15 protein-coding genes are annotated in these 16,646 nt (G+C 69.0%); all 15 read left to right on the forward strand.

Features of this window, described 5'->3' with window-relative positions:
• Window positions 1–25: 25 nt before the first annotated feature.
• The 15 genes from ON20_RS08735 (at window position 26) to ON20_RS08805 (ending at window position 16,355) form a co-directional block, all read left to right on the forward strand.
• Complete coding sequence (locus ON20_RS08735) at window positions 26–1,624, forward strand: UDP-N-acetylmuramoyl-L-alanyl-D-glutamate--2,6-diaminopimelate ligase (protein WP_083864761.1); 1,599 nt, start codon at window positions 26–28, stop codon at window positions 1,622–1,624.
• Window positions 1,621–3,159 (forward strand): UDP-N-acetylmuramoyl-tripeptide--D-alanyl-D-alanine ligase, encoded by a 1,539-nt coding sequence (locus ON20_RS08740; protein ID WP_040834509.1) that lies wholly within the window; start codon window positions 1,621–1,623, stop codon window positions 3,157–3,159. Before ON20_RS08735 ends, ON20_RS08740 begins: the two co-directional genes overlap by 4 nt.
• The gene (gene mraY, locus ON20_RS08745) at window positions 3,156–4,229 is read left to right on the forward strand and encodes a phospho-N-acetylmuramoyl-pentapeptide-transferase (RefSeq protein WP_040834510.1); all 1,074 of its coding nucleotides are present in this window, start codon (window positions 3,156–3,158) and stop codon (window positions 4,227–4,229) included. Before ON20_RS08740 ends, mraY begins: the two co-directional genes overlap by 4 nt.
• A 49-nt stretch (window positions 4,230–4,278) precedes the next feature.
• A complete protein-coding gene (gene murD / locus ON20_RS08750) occupies window positions 4,279–5,751 on the forward strand; it encodes a UDP-N-acetylmuramoyl-L-alanine--D-glutamate ligase (protein WP_040834693.1) in 1,473 nt (490 codons plus the stop codon).
• Window positions 5,748–7,133, forward strand: a complete 1,386-nt coding sequence (ftsW, locus tag ON20_RS08755) for a putative lipid II flippase FtsW (protein WP_040834511.1) — start codon at window positions 5,748–5,750, stop codon at window positions 7,131–7,133. The genes murD and ftsW overlap by 4 nt, the downstream gene beginning before the upstream one ends.
• A complete protein-coding gene (gene murG, locus ON20_RS08760; protein ID WP_174361871.1) occupies window positions 7,130–8,284 on the forward strand; it encodes an undecaprenyldiphospho-muramoylpentapeptide beta-N-acetylglucosaminyltransferase in 1,155 nt (384 codons plus the stop codon). The genes ftsW and murG overlap by 4 nt, the downstream gene beginning before the upstream one ends.
• Window positions 8,281–9,792 (forward strand): UDP-N-acetylmuramate--L-alanine ligase, encoded by a 1,512-nt coding sequence (gene murC, locus ON20_RS08765; protein ID WP_051161970.1) that lies wholly within the window; start codon window positions 8,281–8,283, stop codon window positions 9,790–9,792. Before murG ends, murC begins: the two co-directional genes overlap by 4 nt.
• A 6-nt stretch (window positions 9,793–9,798) precedes the next feature.
• Window positions 9,799–10,491 (forward strand): cell division protein FtsQ/DivIB, encoded by a 693-nt coding sequence (locus ON20_RS08770; RefSeq protein ID WP_083864762.1) that lies wholly within the window; start codon window positions 9,799–9,801, stop codon window positions 10,489–10,491.
• A gap of 382 nt (window positions 10,492–10,873) precedes the next feature.
• The gene (ftsZ, locus tag ON20_RS08775) at window positions 10,874–12,178 is read left to right on the forward strand and encodes a cell division protein FtsZ (protein ID WP_040834513.1); all 1,305 of its coding nucleotides are present in this window, start codon (window positions 10,874–10,876) and stop codon (window positions 12,176–12,178) included.
• A gap of 281 nt (window positions 12,179–12,459) precedes the next feature.
• Window positions 12,460–13,185 (forward strand): peptidoglycan editing factor PgeF, encoded by a 726-nt coding sequence (gene pgeF / locus ON20_RS08780; RefSeq protein WP_040834514.1) that lies wholly within the window; start codon window positions 12,460–12,462, stop codon window positions 13,183–13,185.
• Window positions 13,182–13,928 (forward strand): YggS family pyridoxal phosphate-dependent enzyme, encoded by a 747-nt coding sequence (locus tag ON20_RS08785; protein WP_040834515.1) that lies wholly within the window; start codon window positions 13,182–13,184, stop codon window positions 13,926–13,928. Before pgeF ends, ON20_RS08785 begins: the two co-directional genes overlap by 4 nt.
• Before the next feature lie 102 nt (window positions 13,929–14,030).
• Window positions 14,031–14,798 carry a cell division protein SepF gene (locus ON20_RS08790; RefSeq protein ID WP_040834516.1) on the forward strand — a complete coding sequence of 256 codons (768 nt, stop codon included), beginning with the start codon at window positions 14,031–14,033 and terminating at the stop codon, window positions 14,796–14,798.
• Window positions 14,799–14,888: 90 nt separating this feature from the next.
• Window positions 14,889–15,191, forward strand: coding sequence for a YggT family protein (locus ON20_RS08795; RefSeq protein WP_040834517.1), 303 nt, complete (start codon window positions 14,889–14,891; stop codon window positions 15,189–15,191).
• Between the two features lie 66 nt (window positions 15,192–15,257).
• Window positions 15,258–16,109 carry a DivIVA-like cell division protein Wag31 gene (gene wag31, locus ON20_RS08800; protein WP_040834518.1) on the forward strand — a complete coding sequence of 284 codons (852 nt, stop codon included), beginning with the start codon at window positions 15,258–15,260 and terminating at the stop codon, window positions 16,107–16,109.
• 51 nt (window positions 16,110–16,160) lie between these two features.
• Complete coding sequence (locus tag ON20_RS08805) at window positions 16,161–16,355, forward strand: hypothetical protein (protein WP_040834519.1); 195 nt, start codon at window positions 16,161–16,163, stop codon at window positions 16,353–16,355.
• The last annotated feature ends 291 nt before the right edge of the window (window positions 16,356–16,646 follow it).

Below are 16,646 nucleotides of genomic sequence, written 5' to 3' on the forward strand. Positions count from 1 at the left end.
CACAACCAACGCAGAGAGGATCCCTGTGCCCGCGCAGTCCAGCCAGCATGCGCTCCGGCCGGCCCGGCCTCCGTCGACGCCGCTGTCCGACCTGCTGGAACTGATCGCCGCGCAGCCGCGGCAGGACGTCCCCGCCGATCTCGTGGTCACCGGTATCGAACAGCGCTCCGACGCGGTGCTGCCCGGTGACCTGTTCGTCGCACTGCCGGGTTCCCGCGCGCACGGTGCCCGCTTCGCCCGGGCCGCGGTGCAGCGCGGCGCGGTGGCGGTGCTCACCGACGCCGAAGGCGCCGAGCTGGCCGGTGAGTTGGCCGTGCCGGTGCTGGTGCGACAACAGCCGCGAGCGGTGCTCGGGGAGCTGTCGGCGGTCGTCTACGGCAATCCGTCGCAGCGGCTGCGCATCATCGGGATCACCGGCACCTCCGGAAAGACCACCACTTCCTATCTGGTGGAAGCCGGGCTGGCCGCCGCCGGCCTGTCCACCGCGCTGATCGGCACCATCGAAACCCGTATCGGTGGTCGGCGGGTGCCGAGCGCCCTGACCACCCCCGAGGCGCCGCAACTGCACGCCATGTTCGCGCTGATGGTGGAACAGGGCGTTGATGCGGTGGTCATGGAGGTGTCCAGTCACGCACTGGCGCTGGGCCGGGTCGACGGGGTGCGGTTCGCCGTGGGGGCGTTCACCAATCTGTCGCAGGACCATCTGGACTTCCACGCCGATTTCGAGGACTATTTCGCGGCCAAGCGCCGGCTGTTCGAACCCGGTTCGCCGGTCGCCGCGCGCACTGCCGTGGTCTGTGTCGACGACGCGTGGGGACGTCGCCTCGCCGATGGGTTGGCCGCGCCGATCCGGGTCACCACCACCACCATCGACGCCGACTGGTCGCTTGCCACCCACGCCCGGTCACACGACGGGGAGCAGGAGTTCACCGCGTCCGGCCCCGGTGGCGAGACCGTGGTCCGGTTGCGTCTGCCCGGCGATTACAACGTGGCCAACGGACTGCTCGCCGTGGCGGTCTGCGCGGCCGCGGGGGTCGAACCGTGGGTCGCGGCGCCCGCGCTGGCGACGGTGGACGTGCCCGGGCGGATGCAGCGCGTGGAGCGCGGCCAGCCGTTCCTCGCGCTGGTCGACTACGCGCACAAACCCGCCGCGCTGGAATCGGTGATCGCCACGCTGCGCGGGCACCTGGCCGCGACGGGCGCGGGCGGGCGGCTGGCGGTGGTGGTCGGCGCGGGCGGTGACCGGGACACCGGGAAACGTAGCCTGATGGGTGCGGCGGCGGCGCGCGGCGCCGATCTGCTGATCGTCACCGACGACAACCCCCGGGGCGAGGACCCGGCCGCTATTCGCGCCGCGCTGTGCGCGGGCGCGTCGAATATTCCCGAGACCCAGCGCGGCGAGGTACGCGATATCGGCGACCGGGCCGCTGCTATCGAGGCAGCGGTCCGGTGGGCGCGACCTGGAGACGTGGTGTTGGTCGCCGGCAAGGGACACGAAGTAGGGCAGGAGATCCAGGGCGTGAAATATCCGTTCGACGACCGCGAAGTGCTCGCGGCGGCGATCGAGGCGTTACAACAGGACGGTCCGCAGAATACGAATGCGGAGGACTTGACGGTTCCATGATCGACATGACACTGCGGGACATTGCCGATGTCGTGGGCGGCGAGCTGCACGACGTCGACGACCCGGAGGTGCCGGTGACCGGGACGGTCGAATTCGATTCGCGACGCATCGGTCCCGGCGGGTTGTTCCTCGCCCTGCCGGGCGAGCGCGCCGACGGCCACGACTACGCGGCCGCGGCGATCGAAGCGGGCGCGGTGGCGGTGCTGGCCGCCCGCCCGGTGGGGGTGCCCGCCATCATGGTTCCCCCCGCGCCCGGCGCGGTGCCGCCGGGTTCGCTTGCGCTGGCCCATGATTCCGACGGTTCCGGCGCCGCGGTGCTCACCGCGCTGGCCGCGCTGGCCGAAGCCAGTGTGCGGCGCCTGGTCGCCGCGGGGGGTCTGACCGTCGTCGGAGTCACCGGTTCCTCCGGCAAGACCTCGACCAAGGACCTGTTGGCGGCGGCGCTGGCCCCGCTGGGGCCGGTGGTCGCACCCCCGGGCTCCTTCAACAACGAACTGGGCCATCCGTGGACCGTATTGCGCGCCGATGCCCAGACCCGGTTCCTGGTGCTGGAGCTGTCCGCGCGCGGCCCCGGCCATATCGCCGCCCTGGCCCGGGTGGCGCCGCCGAGTATCGGGGTGGTGCTCAATGTCGGCACCGCGCACCTGGGTGAATTCGGCAGTCGGGAGGCAATCGCGCAGGCCAAGGGCGAACTCGTCGAGGCGCTGCCGGCCACCGGTCTCGCGGTCCTCAACGCCGACGATCCGCGGGTAGCGGCCATGCGGAGCCGCACCGCGGCCCGAGTGGTGACCGTCGGGCAGGGCGCCGGCGCGGATATCCGGGCCACCGATATCACCCTCGACGAGCAGGCGCGGGCCGTTTTCGTCCTGCACACCCCGGCCGGCAGCACCGAGATCCGGCTGGCCGTGCACGGTGAGCATCAGGTCGGCAATGCCTTGTCCGCGGCCGCGGTGGCGCTGGAATGCGGCGCCGATCTCGACACCGTTGCCGCCGCCCTCTCCGGCGCGAAGGCCGCGTCGGCGCGGCGGATGGATGTGCGGACCACCACGCGCGGGGTAACGGTCATCAACGACTCCTACAACGCCAACCCCGATTCCATGCGGGCCGCGCTCAAGGCGCTGGTCACCATGGCCCGCGCGGGCGAGCCCCCGCGGCGCAGCTGGGCGGTCCTCGGCGAAATGGCCGAACTCGGCGAGGAATCGGTGGTCGAACACGATCGCATCGGTCGGCTCGCGGTCCGCCTGGATGTCGACCGGCTGGTCGTGGTCGGCACGGGGCGGCCGTCGCGGGGCATGCACCAAGGTGCGGTCATGGAAGGTTCCTGGGGTGAGGAATCGGTACTCGTCCCCGATATCGATGCGGCGATCGCGCTGCTCGACACCGAAGTCGAGGCGGGCGATGTGGTTTTGGTCAAGGCTTCGCAGTCGGTGGGACTGTGGGCCGTGGCAGAGTACCTGCTGGCCGAGGACGGCCGGCAGCAGGCCGGTGACCCTCACCAGGTCTCGGGCCGGGGTAGTACGGAGGCAGTGCGATGAGGCAGATCTTGTTCGCGGCGGCGATCGCACTGACGGTGTCGATCATGTTGACCCCGTTGCTCATCCGGATATTCGCCCGGCAGGGCTTCGGACAGGAGATCCGGGTCGACGGCCCGGCCAGCCATCAGTCCAAACGCGGCACCCCGACCATGGGCGGTGTCGCCATCCTCGTCGGTATGTGGGCCGGGTACCTCGGTTCGCATCTGATCGGTATCGGCTACGACGCCGAGGGCCCGACCGCGTCGGCGCTGCTGGTGCTCGGACTGGCCACCGCCCTGGGCGGTGTCGGGTTCATCGACGACTTCATCAAGATCCGCAAGGGCCGCAATCTGGGTCTCACCGCCGCCGGCAAGTACATCGGTCAGATCTCCGCGGCGGTGGCCTTCGGTGTCCTGGCCCTGCAGTTCTCCAACGGCGGGCTCACCCCGGCCAGCCGCCAACTGTCCTACGTGCGCGATATCAACACGGTCTCCATGAGCGTGGTCGTGTTCCTCGCGTTCGTCTGCCTGGTGGTGGTCGCCTGGTCGAACGCGGTGAACCTCACCGACGGACTGGACGGGTTGGCCGCCGGATCCATGAGCCTGGTGCTGGGCGGGTACGTGATCATCACGTTCTGGCAGTACTACCACGCGTGCGAGACCAAACCGGAGACCGGCTGCTACAACGTGCGCGACCCGCTGGATCTGGCGCTGGTCTGTGCCGCGGGCACGGCGGCCTGTATCGGCTTCCTGTGGTGGAACGCCGCGCCCGCCAAGATCTTCATGGGCGATACCGGTTCGCTGGCGCTGGGCGGTCTGCTCGCGGGTATTTCCATCACCACCCGCACCGAGCTGCTGATGATCGTGATCGGCGCGCTGTTCGTGGCCGAGGCAGCCTCGGTGGTACTGCAGGTAGCGGTGTTCCGCACCACGCGCAACCGGTTGTTCAAGATGGCGCCGTTCCATCACCATTTCGAGCTCAGCAAATGGGCGGAGACGACGGTGATCATCCGGTTCTGGCTGTTGGCCGCCATGGCATCGGCGGTTGGCCTGGGCCTGTTCTACAGCGAATATCTCTCGGCGGTCGGGTGAGCTGACGATGGTGGAACATTCTCCGCGGGCCCTGCGCTCCCCGGGACCCATGCTGGAATTCCTGCGGGGCCGTGATGTGCTGGTCGCCGGGTGGGGGATTTCGGGACGATCGCTGGTCGAACCCCTACGCGATATCGGCGCCCGTCCGGTGGTCACCGACAAGGGTGCCGCGGCGTTGGCCGAGGCCGCCGAACTGGGGCTGGAAGTGGCCTCGAGTGCGCAGTTGGAAAGCGGCGACTGGTCGCGCTTCGCGCTGGTGATCACCAGTCCGGGCTGGCGTCCGGATTCGCCGGTGCTGGCGTCGGCGGTCGCCGAGGGCATCCCCGTCTGGGGGGATGTGGAGTTCGCCTGGTGGGTGGATCAGGCCCGTATCTACGGCCCGGCCCGCAAATGGCTGGTGGTGACCGGTACCAACGGTAAGACCACCACCACCTCGATGGTGTACTCGATCCTGCGTGCGGCGGGTATCCCCAGTGTCGCGTGCGGCAATATCGGGCTGCCCATCCTGGACGCGCTGCGCCGCACCCCCGGGCCGCAGGTGCTGGCGGTGGAGCTGTCATCGTTCCAACTGCACTGGGCGCCGTCGGTACGACCGGAGGCCGGGGTGGTGCTCAATGTGGCCGAAGACCATCTGGACTGGCACGGCGGCCTGGACGCCTATGCGGCCGCGAAGGCGCGGGCGCTGCTCGGCCGGGTCGGTGTCGTGGGACTGGACGATCCCGTTGCCGCCGCGCTGGCCCGCCGCTCCAAGGCCCGCCGCACCGTCGGGTTTCGGGTCGGGGTGCCCGCCGACGGGGAACTGGGTGTGGTGGACGGCAAACTGCTCGACCGCGCCTTCACCAAGGCCGCGATCCTGGCCGAGACCAAGGAGATCAGTCCGCCCGGACCGGCCGGTGTCGCCGACGCGCTGGCGGCCGCGGCGCTGACCCGCGCCATCGACGTGGCGCCGCAGTTCGTGCGGGAGGGCCTGGTCGAGCACAAGGTGGGCCCGCATCGCGCGGCCCTGGTGCGGGAACTGGGCGGGGTCGAGTTCATCGATGACTCCAAGGCCACCAACCCGCACGCGGCCCGATCGTCGATCCTGGCCCACCAGCAGGTGGTCTGGCTGGCCGGCGGTCAGCTCAAGGGCGCGAGCGTGGACGACCTGGTCGAAGAGGTGGCCGACCGGTTGGTGGCCGCCGTGCTCATCGGCGTCGACGCGCCGGTGATCGCGGACACGCTGGCGCGACACGCGCCGGAGGTCCCCGTAGTCCAGTTGGACGCGGGGGACGATGCGTTCATGGGGCAGGCACTGTTGGAACGGGCGGCCGGTGAAACCGGCGACGCCGAGCCGAATATCGCCGAGATCGTGATGGCGCGTGCCGTCCGGGAGGCGGCGGCGTTCGCCGGTCCCGGCGACACCGTGCTGCTGGCGCCCGCCGCGGCGTCGCTGGACATGTTCGACGACTACACCCATCGGGGCCGCAGCTTCGTCACCGCGGTGGAAGCCCTGGAGGACGGGGATCTCGGGCGGCGGCTATGAGCTCGTCCGGTGCCCGGCACCCGCAGGTGGGCCGCTTCGGGGCCTGGCTGGCGCGGCCGTTGGCGTCGTTCCACCTGGTGGTCACCATCGCCACCCTGCTGACCGTGCTGGGGCTGGTGATGGTGCTGTCGGCCTCCAGCGTGGAGTCCTATGCCGACGGGGGCTCGGCCTATTCGCTGTTCATCCAGCAGGCGCTGTATGCGGCGATCGGGGCGGTGCTGTTCTATATCGCGCTGCGGATTCCGGTGCGCCGGCTGCGGCAGCTGTCCTTCCCGCTGTTCGCGGTCTCGGTACTGCTGCTGGTACTGGTGTTGCTTCCCGGGATCGGCAGCAAGGTCAACGGCGCGCGACGCTGGCTCGATCTGGGGTTGTTCTCGGTGCAACCGTCGGAGGTCGTCAAGGTGACCTTCGTGGTGTGGGGCTCGCATCTGCTGGCCTCGCGGCGTGCCGAACACGCCAATCTCAAGGATATGATGGTGCCGCTGGTGCCGGCCGGTTTGCTGGTCTGCCTGCTCATCGTGCTCCAGCCCAACTTGTCGACCACCATCGCGCTGGGTATCGTGCTCGCCGCGCTGCTGTGGTTCGGTGGGGTGCCTGTGCGGCTGTTCGTCACCATGGCCGTGTCCGGTCTCGTCGCCGTCGGCCTGCTCGCCCTGTCGGCCGGTTACCGGTCCGACCGGATGCGCGCGTTCTTCAACCCCGGTGACGATCCGCAGGGCATCAACTATCAGGCCCGGCAGGCCATGTACTCGCTCGCCGACGGCGGTATCTGGGGCCGCGGGCTGGGGCAGAGCCGGGCCAAATGGAGCTATCTGCCCAACTCGCACAACGATTTCATCTTCGCCATTATCGGCGAAGAGCTCGGGTTCCTCGGCTGCGCGCTGGTTCTCGGCCTGTTCGCGCTGTTCGTCTACACCGGGCTCCGGATCGCAGCCCGGTCGGTCGATCCGTTCCTGCGGCTGCTCACCGCGACGGCCACGACCTGGATCGCCGGACAGGCCCTGATCAATATCGGTTATGTGGTGGGGCTGCTGCCGGTGACCGGCCTGCAGCTGCCGCTGGTCTCGGCGGGCGGCTCATCGCTGGCGATCACCCTGCTGATGTTCGGCATCATCGCCAATGCCGCCCGACACGAACCGGAGGCCGTCGCCGCTCTGCACGCCGGTCGGGACGGGCGGGTCAGCCGACTGCTGCGGCTGCCGCAGCCGGAGGTGTACTCCCCGGGACGGGCCTATTCCGCCCCCGCCCGGCCCCGAAACGGCGACGGGGGCCGTGCGCGGCCCGAGACGAGCAGTCGCGGGACCCGGTCGCTACGCACCACCCGGGCCTGGGAACCCAGCTACCCGGTGACACACGCACGAGAACGAGGAAGATCCAGGTGAGCGTAAACCGGTCCGTGAACGAGAACTCGGCCACGGGTGCGGAAGGTTCGGGGTTGTCGGTGGTCGTCGCCGGCGGTGGCACCGCCGGCCATATCGAGCCCGCGCTGGCCGTGGCCGACGCGCTGCGTCGCATGGACCCCTCGATCCGGGTGACCGCCCTGGGCACCGCCCGCGGGCTGGAAACCCGGCTGGTTCCCGCCCGCGGTTATCCGCTGGAACTGATCCCGCCGGTCCCGCTGCCCCGGAAACCGACCATGGACCTGCTGCGACTGCCCGGCCGGGTCCGGGCCTCGGTGGGCCGCACCCGGGAGATCATCGACGCCGTACGGGCCGATGTGATCGTCGGCTTCGGCGGCTATGTCGCGCTGCCCGCCTATCTGGCGGCGGGCAGGGGCCTGTCCCGGCGGCGGCGCGTGGTTCCGGTGGTGGTGCACGAGGCCAATGCCAAGGCCGGTATCGCCAACAAGGTGGGTGCGCGCCGGGCGGTCCGGGTATTGGCGGCCGTACCCGGTTCCGGGCTGGCCGCGGACGTCGTGGGGATTCCGGTGCGTTCGGCCATCACCTCGCTCGACCGGGCCGCGCTGCGCGCCGAGGCACGCGCACATTTCGGGCTGCCCGCCGAGGGGCCGGTGCTGCTGGTGTTCGGCGGATCGCAGGGGGCGCGCTCGCTCAACGAGGCCGTGTCCGGGGCGGCACCGCAGTTGGCGGCGGCCGGGATTTCCGTGCTGCACGCGCACGGCCCCAAGAACACCCTCGACGTGTCCGGCGCCGACTCGCCCGACGTGCCGTATGTGGCGGTGCCCTACCTGTCCCGGATGGATCTGGCCTACGCTGCCGCCGACGCGGTGGTCTGCCGGTCGGGGGCGATGACGGTCGCCGAGGTGTCGGCGGTCGGGCTGCCCGCGGTGTACGTACCGCTCCCACACGGAAACGGTGAACAGGAACTCAATGCCCGACCCGTGGTGGCCCAAGGGGGTGGCAGAATTGTGCCGGATTCGGAAATGTCCCCGAAATACGTGATCGATGAGGTGATACCGCTGCTCATGGACCCGGCACGAGTACAGGAGATGGGGCGCGCCGCGGCGCACGCCGGCCATCGGGACGCCGCCGATACGGTGGCGCGGATCGTGCTGGAGGTGGCGGGCCGATGACGGAGGAGCATCCGGCTTCCGCGGCCGTTGACCGCTCGGCGTTGCCGCCGGAGCTGGAGCGCGTGCACATGGTCGGTATCGGCGGGGCGGGAATGTCCGGGATCGCGCGGATCCTGCTGTCCCGCGGCGGCGCGGTCTCCGGGTCCGACGCCAAGGAGAGCCGGGGGGTGCTGGCCCTGCGCGCCCGCGGCGCCCAGGTGCGGATCGGCCACGACGCCGGTGCGCTGGATCTGCTGCCCGGTGGCCCGACCGCGGTGGTCACCACCTACGCGGCCATCCCCAAGACGAATCCCGAGCTGGTGGAGGCCCATCGACGCGAGATCCCGGTGCTGCTGCGGCCCGCCGTGCTGGCCGCGCTGATGAGCGGCCACCGCACCCTGCTGGTGTCGGGCACCCACGGCAAAACGTCCACCACGTCGATGCTGATCGTCTCGCTGCAGCACTGCGGGCTGGACCCGTCGTTCGCGGTGGGCGGTGAACTCAACGAGGCGGGCACCAACGCTCATCACGGCAACGGCCATATCTTCGTCGCCGAGGCCGACGAGAGCGACGGGTCGCTGCTGCAGTACGACCCGGATGTCGCAGTGGTCACCAATATCGAATCCGACCATCTGGACTTCTTCGGTTCCGCCGAGGCCTACGTCCAGGTCTTCGACGATTTCGCGGACCGGCTCGGGCCCGGCGGCCTGCTGGTGGTGTGCCTGGACGATCCGGGCGCCGCGGCGCTGGCCCGGCGGGTCGGCGACCGGCTGGCGGCCCGGGGCGTCCAGGTGCTCGGCTACGGCTCCGGTGATCTGACCGACGCCCCGGTACCGGTCGGGGTGCGGCTGCACAGCTGGGAGCCGCGTGATGTCGGCGGCCTGGCGCAGTTCCAGTTGACCGGCGAGCCCGCGCCGCGCACGCTGCGGCTGTCGGTGCCCGGCCGGCATATGGCCCTCAATGCGCTGGCCGCCCTGCTGGCCGCGCGGGCGGCCGGCGCGGATGTGGACGAGATCCTCCAGGGACTGGAGGGTTTCGGCGGGGTGCACCGGCGGTTCCAGTTCGTCGGCCGGGAGAACGGCGTGCGGGTCTTCGACGACTACGCCCACCACCCGACGGAGGTGCGTGCGGTGCTCGGCGCCGCTGCCGAACTGGTCCGGCAGGAGGCCGCCGACGGTGCCCGCTCCCGGCAGGGTCGGGTGATCGTGGTCTTCCAGCCGCATCTGTACAGTCGCACCGCGACTTTCGCCGCGGAGTTCGGGGCCGCGCTGGACCTCGCCGACGAGGTGGTGGTGCTCGATGTCTACGGTGCACGGGAGAAACCGCTGCCCGGTGTGAACGGCGCTTTGGTCGCCCAGTCGGTCGGCAAACCCGTGCACTACCAACCGGATATGTCGCGGGTCGGCCGGCAGGTCGCGGGCCTGGCCCGTCCGGGCGATGTGGTGATCACCATGGGCGCGGGCGATGTGACGATGCTCGGTTCGCAGATCCTCGACGGACTACGCGCACGTCCGCAGTACGGGCGGTGATCGGGGGTGCGATTCGGGGCCGAACTCTCCGACGTGGGCGACTGGCGTCGGGTTCGGCGGTGGGCGGTGCCGATCGCGGGTGTGCTGGTGGCCCTGGGCGCCGTCGCCTGGTTCTCACCGGCGCTGGCGGTGCGCGAGGTGCGCGTCGAGGGGGTGACCGTGGTGTCCGAGGAGCAGGTCCGCGAACTGCTCGCGATTCCCGACGGGCTGTCGATCCTGCGGATCGATACCGCGGCCATGGCCACGCGGGTTTCGGAGATCCCGAAGGTGCGGTCGGTGCGGGTGCGGCGGTCGCTGCCCGCCACGGTGCGGGTGACGGTGCAGGAGCGAGTTCCGGTGCTGTACTACGGCGGTCCCCAGGACGCCCATCTGCTGGACGCCGATGGGGTCGAGTACGCGATCGAGTCGGCGCCGATCGGGGTGCCGCGGTTGCGGACCGAGCGTCCCGGTGGCGGCGATCCGCTCACCCGGGCCGCTGTCGAGGTGGTGGCCGCGCTGCCACCGGCGCTGGAGATCCAGGTCGACGAGGTCGTTTCCCGGTCGTTATCGGATATTTCGCTGACCCTGCGCGACGGTCGCACGGTACTGTGGGGGAGCAGCGCGGACGCCGAACGCAAATCGGCGGTGGTAATGCCGCTGTTGACGCGCGAGGGGACCGTGTTCGATGTCTCGAGTCCCAGTCTGGTCACGGTAAGATGAATACTACCCACCATGCCCGCTTCGACGGTGCATGCGCGTGGCGTATGTCGGTTGTCGAACGGGTAGGCGGTATCGGTGCGGGAGGGGTACCACGATGTGTGCCTTCGCCGGAGGGCTACCGTTCGCGTTATGACGTTCGGTGCGCTCGTACGAGGGAGTTCAACCAAGATTCTGGTTCTCACCTCGGCGCGCCTGCGAGCGGATCGCGGCGGTGGCGAATAGCGTTCCGCACCAGTCGGATACTTGACATAACGCCAACCCTATGGTTGAGGCTTAGGGTTTGCCCGAAACGCGGATCGCTGGGACCCGGTGCCCACTTGACGCGGCCCGGTACCGGGCATCCGAAAACGACAGGCTTTGGATCGAAGGAAGGCGAGCGCCCATGACGCCCCCGCACAACTACCTTGCAGTGATCAAGGTCGTCGGTATCGGCGGCGGCGGCGTGAACGCCGTCAACCGAATGATCGAACAGGGACTCAAGGGAGTCGAGTTCATCGCCGTCAATACCGATGCCCAGGCGCTGCTGATGAGCGACGCCGACGTCAAACTCGACGTCGGGCGTGAACTCACCCGGGGACTGGGCGCGGGTGCCGACCCGGAGGTCGGGCGCAAGGCGGCCGAGGATCACAAGGACGAGATCGAAGAGGTGCTCAAGGGCGCCGATATGGTCTTCGTGACCGCGGGCGAGGGCGGCGGCACCGGTACCGGCGGTGCGCCCGTCGTGGCGAGTATCGCGCGCAAACTGGGCGCATTGACGATAGGTGTGGTGACCCGGCCGTTCTCCTTCGAGGGCAAGCGCCGCGGCAACCAGGCCGAGGTGGGTATCAACCTGCTGCGCGAATCCTGCGACACCCTGATCGTCATCCCGAACGACCGGCTGCTGCAGCTCGGCGATGCCGCGGTGAGCCTCATGGATGCCTTCCGCTCCGCCGACGAGGTTCTGCTCAACGGTGTTCAGGGCATTACCGACCTGATCACCACGCCGGGCCTGATCAATGTCGACTTCGCCGACGTCAAGAGCGTGATGTCCGGTGCGGGCAGCGCTCTGATGGGTATCGGTTCGGCGCGCGGTGAGGGCCGTTCGGTGAAGGCCGCGGAGGCAGCGATCAATTCGCCGCTGCTGGAAGCGTCCATGGACGGTGCGCACGGGGTGCTGTTGTCGATCGCGGGCGGCTCGGACCTGGGACTGTTCGAGATCAACGAGGCGGCGTCGCTGGTGCAGGAGGCCGCGCATATCGAGGCCAACATCATCTTCGGTACCGTTATCGACGATTCGCTCGGTGATGAGGTGCGCGTCACGGTGATCGCCGCCGGTTTCGACGGCGGCGGGCCGGCCCGGCGTACCTTCGACGCCGCCGCGCGCGGCGCGATCGGCTCCGGGCGGGCCGGGGAACTCGGGGCGGGCCGACAGGCCGAAATGGGGCACTCGCGCGCCCCCGAATTGGGGGCCGGGCGCGGCGCCGAAACACCGCCCGCCCGCGGCGAGGAGCTGTCGTCCGCCCGTTCGGCCGATATCGCCTCGGGTGTCGCCCGGGGACCCGCGCCCAACTACCGGGAGCCCGAACGGATGCGCCCGCCGGTCGATCCGACGGTCGCGCACAACAGCCGGGCGCATATCCAGCCGTCCGACCCCAATGACGACGATGATGACGACGATGTCGACGTTCCGTCGTTCATGCGCCGCTGACCGTTCGCGGCCGGAGCCCGAGTTCACCGCGAATCACCGCTGAGGGTGGGCGTTCTCCCACCCCGCGTCGAGATCGGCGTCGGCCGTGCGGAAAGCGCTGCGGGCGAATTCCGGTTCGCCTGCGCTTGTTACGTGTCTCTCATCGCCTCGCTCCGATCGTGCCGAAGTCCGAGGACCGAGCGCACTCGACTCTGCCCACCGACCGGAGCCCCGCCTGCGCCGCGGTCGTGCGCGAGATCGAGGATGGGTTGCCTCCCGGCTGCACCTACTAGGCTCGTGTCATGACAATCGCACCCGTGCTTACCGTTCGGCGGGTCGTGACCACCCGCGCCGGAGGCTGCTCCGCACCGCCCTTCGATTCGTTCAACCTCGGCGACCACGTCGGTGACGACCCGGAGGCGGTGCGGCGCAACCGCGCCCGGCTCGCCGACACCATCGGCCTGCCCGGTGATCACCTGATCTGGATGGAGCAGGTCCACGGCCGCACGGTGGAAATCGTCGACGGTCCCCGCACCGAACCGGTCCCCGCCACCGACGCGCTGGTCACCACGGTGCCCGGGTCGGCATTGGTGGTGCTCACCGCCGACTGTGTGCCGATACTGCTCTCCGACGACACGGCCGGCGTCGTCGCCGCCGTGCATGCGGGGCGGGTGGGTGCCCGGATCGGTATCGTGCCGCGGGTCCTGGACGCCATGGTCTCCGTGGGCGCCCGACCGGAGCGCATCGGTGCCCTGCTCGGCCCGGCGGCGAGCGGACGTCACTACGAGGTGCCGGCCGAGATGCGCGCCGATGTCGAACGGCATCTGCCCGGCAGCGCCACCACCACCGTGCGCGGCACTCCCGGCCTGGATATCCGTGCCGGAATTCGCCGGCAGCTCGTCGACGCCGGCATCGGCGCGATCGCCGAGGACCCCCGGTGCACCATCTCCGATCCGACCCTGTTCAGCCATCGCCGCGGTGCGCCGACCGGACGGTTCGCGAGTGTGATCTGGATGCAGCTCTCATGAATTGGCCCGTCACCACCCCCGACACCGACGCACGGGTCGCCGAGCTCGACGCCAACCTCCGCGCGCTGCTCGCCCGGATCGATGCGGCCTGTGCCGCGACCGGTCGTGATCCGGCCACGGTGCGGCTGCTGCCGGTGACCAAGTACTTCCCCGCATCGGATATCGAGCTGCTGCACCGGCTCGGCCTGCGGGAGTTCGGGGAGTCCAAGGCGCAGGAGGCGGGGGCGAAGGCCGAGGTGCTGAGTGATTTGCGGGATATCCGCTGGCATCTGATCGGACGTGTGCAACGCAATAAGGCCCGCCAGGTCGTGCGGTGGGCCGATACCGTGCACTCGGTGGACAGCGAACGTCTGGCAACCGCTCTGGATCGGGCCGTCACGGTCGCGCTGGAAGCGGAGGAGCGTGACGCTCCGCTGCGGGTGCTGATCCAGGCCGGCCTCGACTCCGATCCGGAGCGCGGGGGTGCGCCGCCCGCGCAACTGCCCGCGCTGGCAGAGCATATCGCCAGGTCGTCGGCGTTGCGGTTGGTCGGTCTGATGGCGATTCCGCCGCTGGGCGCGAATCCCGACGAGGCCTTCGCGCGGCTGGCGGAGCTGCATGCGCGGCTGCGCGCCGATCACCCCGATGCCACCGAATTGTCCGCCGGAATGTCGGGCGATCTCGACTCGGCTATCGCGCACGGTTCCACCTGTGTGCGTGTCGGTACCGCTTTGATGGGTACCCGCCCGATAACCTCGGGCTAGCAAACAAACCTCATCAGTCACATTCGACACATATGCTGGACCGACGAGGGCTGAGCAAGACTTCAACTCCCGGCCGCCACCGGGGCGAAGGAAGGTCTACGTATGAGCACGCTGCACAGGTTCAAGGCGTACTTCGGCATGGTTCCGCTCGAGGACTACGAGGACGACTATGTCGACGACCGCACCCCGCGCGGGGTGGACGAACGCAGCGTGCGACGGTCCCGTGACTACCCCGAGCGGCAGGATTACGCCGATCGTTCCGAATACGGCGACCGGTATGGTGACTCCCGCTACGATGTGCCCGACTACCGTGAACGTGAGTCGGTGTACAAGCCGGCCTACCAGTCCGGCTACCCGCCACGGCGGGACGAATACCCGGGTGACGCCTACGACGACTACGAGGGTCCGCGTCGGCCCACCCGGATCGATGCGGCCGCCTCCACTCGCTTCCGCTCCGGTGCCGGTATGCGCGGGGCCACGCGGGGGGCGCTCGCGGTCGATCCCGAAGCAGAGGAGCGGCGTCTGGAGGAGCGGGTGCGTCCCGATCCCGTCGTCGCCCGCCGTCCCGCGATCTTCGAGGACGGAGGTCCCTTGTCCAAGATCACAACGCTGCGCCCCCGTGACTACAGTGAGGCCGCGATCATCGGCGAACGGTTCCGCGAGGGCAACCCGGTGATCATGGATCTGGTGGATCTCAGCAATGCCGACGCCAAGCGGTTGGTCGACTTCGCTGCCGGCCTGGCCTTCGCATTGCGTGGTTCATTCGACAAAGTGGCCACCAAGGTGTTCCTGCTCTCACCGGCCGATGTGGACGTCTCGGCCGAGGAGCGCCGCAGGATCGCGGAAACCGGCTTCTACAACCAGAAATAGATTCGGGTCCCGGGGAGTGTTCCGGACTCGAACCACTCGGGTCGGCGCGGGCATTTTGCACCGCGCCGATTTTCGGGCAGAGTTGAAGTCGTGGCCTTGTTCGCGGTGCTGTACTTCGTACTGTTCATCTTCTGGCTGTTGCTGATCAGTCGGGTGATCGTGGAGTTCATCCGGAGCTTCGCGCGCGATTGGCGACCCAGTGGGATCGTGGTCGTCGTCCTCGAGGTGATCTTCACGATCACGGACCCTCCGGTGAAACTGCTGCGGCGGTTGATTCCACCGGTGTCGTTGGGCGGAATTCGGCTCGATCTGTCGATAATGATCCTGCTCTTCATCGTCTTCATCCTGATGTCGATCGTCAGCAGGCTCGGATCGCCGGTAGCCCCGGTGTGACAGAATGGGCCGTGTAGACATTGCCAGAAGTGTTAGGCCTCCTAAGACGCGCGAAGGGATCCTTCCATGCCGCTGACCCCAGCCGATGTGCACAACGTCGCGTTCAGCAAACCGCCGATCGGGAAACGCGGCTACAACGAAGATGAGGTCGACGCCTTCCTGGATCTCGTGGAACAGGAACTTTCCCGGCTGATCGAGGAGAACGCCGACCTGCGCCAGCGCGTTGCCGAGCTGGACGCCGAACTGGCCGACGCCAAGGCCAACCGCGGTCCGGCGACGGGGCCGAGCCTGCCGATTCAGCAGGCCCCTCCCGAACCGATCAAACCACCGGCACCGATACCGGCGCCCCCCTCGCAGCCGATGCCCGCGATCCCCGGCATCCCGGGTGCCGGGCACGACACCACCGCCGATGCCAATCTGCAGGCGGCCAAGGTGCTGAGCCTGGCACAGGAGATGGCCGACCGGCTCACCACCGACGCCAAGGCCGAGGCCGAGAACCTACTGGCGAACGCACGGGCCAACTCCGAGCGGCTGGTCAGCGAGGCGCGTACCCGCTCCGAGGCGATGGTCGCCGATGCCCGGGAGAAGTCCGAGGCGATGCTGTCGGACGCGCAGACCCGGTCGGACAGCCAGCTGCGGCAGGCCAAGGAAAAGGCCGATGCCCTGCAGGCCGACGCCGAGCGCAAGCACACCGAGATCATGTCGACCATCAGCCAGCAGCGCACGGTGCTGGAAAGCCGGATCGAGCAGCTGAAGACCTTCGAACGCGAGTATCGAGTGCGCCTGAAGTCCTATCTCGAATCACAGCTCGAGGAGCTGGAGAACCGTGGGCCGGCGGTGCCGGTGGAAGGCGGCGAGGCCTTCGATACCGGTGCCAACAGTCTCGCGCCCGCGTCGTTCGCGAAGGGTGGCAAGTAGCCCGATACCACCAGGTGCGAACAGGCCACCTGGTATCCACTGGGGGTCATCATGCTTGTCTTGACGCTGGTCCTCGCCGCGATCGGCTTCGTACTGCTGGTCGCCTCACTGATCACCGGTTCGGTGATCTGGGCGTGGGGATGCATTGTGGTCTGTGTGATCGGTGCGGTGTTGTTGCTGGTCAGCGCATTGTCGATCAGTGGCCCCGACGACGGTATGCCGCCGCAGCGGCAGGTCAAACGCTGATATACGGACACTGACACGCCACGTTGCGCGCCAGTGTCGGCGCCCGGGTGTGATACCGGTAAGCGCCGAATACAGGTTTGACCGTTGTGGCTAGAATCAAACATGGAAATCGGCATCGATCCGGCCATCACCGGGGAGCCTTCGGAAGAACGGTGACGCGCCACGGCGATCATTGGGTGTGATCGCGGCGCGCAACTCAGTAGAACCGAACGGGTGAGCCCGTCACAGCTCGTAACGAGAGGTTCGTCGCCCGTGCGCGGGCGAGGGACAAGCGGGGTGGTACCGCGGTTC

The organism is Nocardia brevicatena NBRC 12119, from assembly GCF_000308495.1.
GTDB lineage: Bacteria > Actinomycetota > Actinomycetes > Mycobacteriales > Mycobacteriaceae > Nocardia > Nocardia brevicatena.

Coding starts and splice junctions, on each gene's coding strand:
- wag31 (WP_040834518.1), top strand. CDS start 15,258: ATGCCGCTGACCCCAGCCGATGTGCACAACGTCGCGTTCAGCAAACCG.
- pgeF (WP_040834514.1), top strand. CDS start 12,460: ATGACAATCGCACCCGTGCTTACCGTTCGGCGGGTCGTGACCACCCGC.
- ON20_RS08805 (WP_040834519.1), top strand. CDS start 16,161: ATGCTTGTCTTGACGCTGGTCCTCGCCGCGATCGGCTTCGTACTGCTG.
- murD (WP_040834693.1), top strand. CDS start 4,279: ATGCTGGAATTCCTGCGGGGCCGTGATGTGCTGGTCGCCGGGTGGGGG.
- ON20_RS08785 (WP_040834515.1), top strand. CDS start 13,182: ATGAATTGGCCCGTCACCACCCCCGACACCGACGCACGGGTCGCCGAG.
- ftsZ (WP_040834513.1), top strand. CDS start 10,874: ATGACGCCCCCGCACAACTACCTTGCAGTGATCAAGGTCGTCGGTATC.
- ON20_RS08790 (WP_040834516.1), top strand. CDS start 14,031: ATGAGCACGCTGCACAGGTTCAAGGCGTACTTCGGCATGGTTCCGCTC.
- murC (WP_051161970.1), top strand. CDS start 8,281: ATGACGGAGGAGCATCCGGCTTCCGCGGCCGTTGACCGCTCGGCGTTG.
- ftsW (WP_040834511.1), top strand. CDS start 5,748: ATGAGCTCGTCCGGTGCCCGGCACCCGCAGGTGGGCCGCTTCGGGGCC.
- mraY (WP_040834510.1), top strand. CDS start 3,156: ATGAGGCAGATCTTGTTCGCGGCGGCGATCGCACTGACGGTGTCGATC.
- ON20_RS08740 (WP_040834509.1), top strand. CDS start 1,621: ATGATCGACATGACACTGCGGGACATTGCCGATGTCGTGGGCGGCGAG.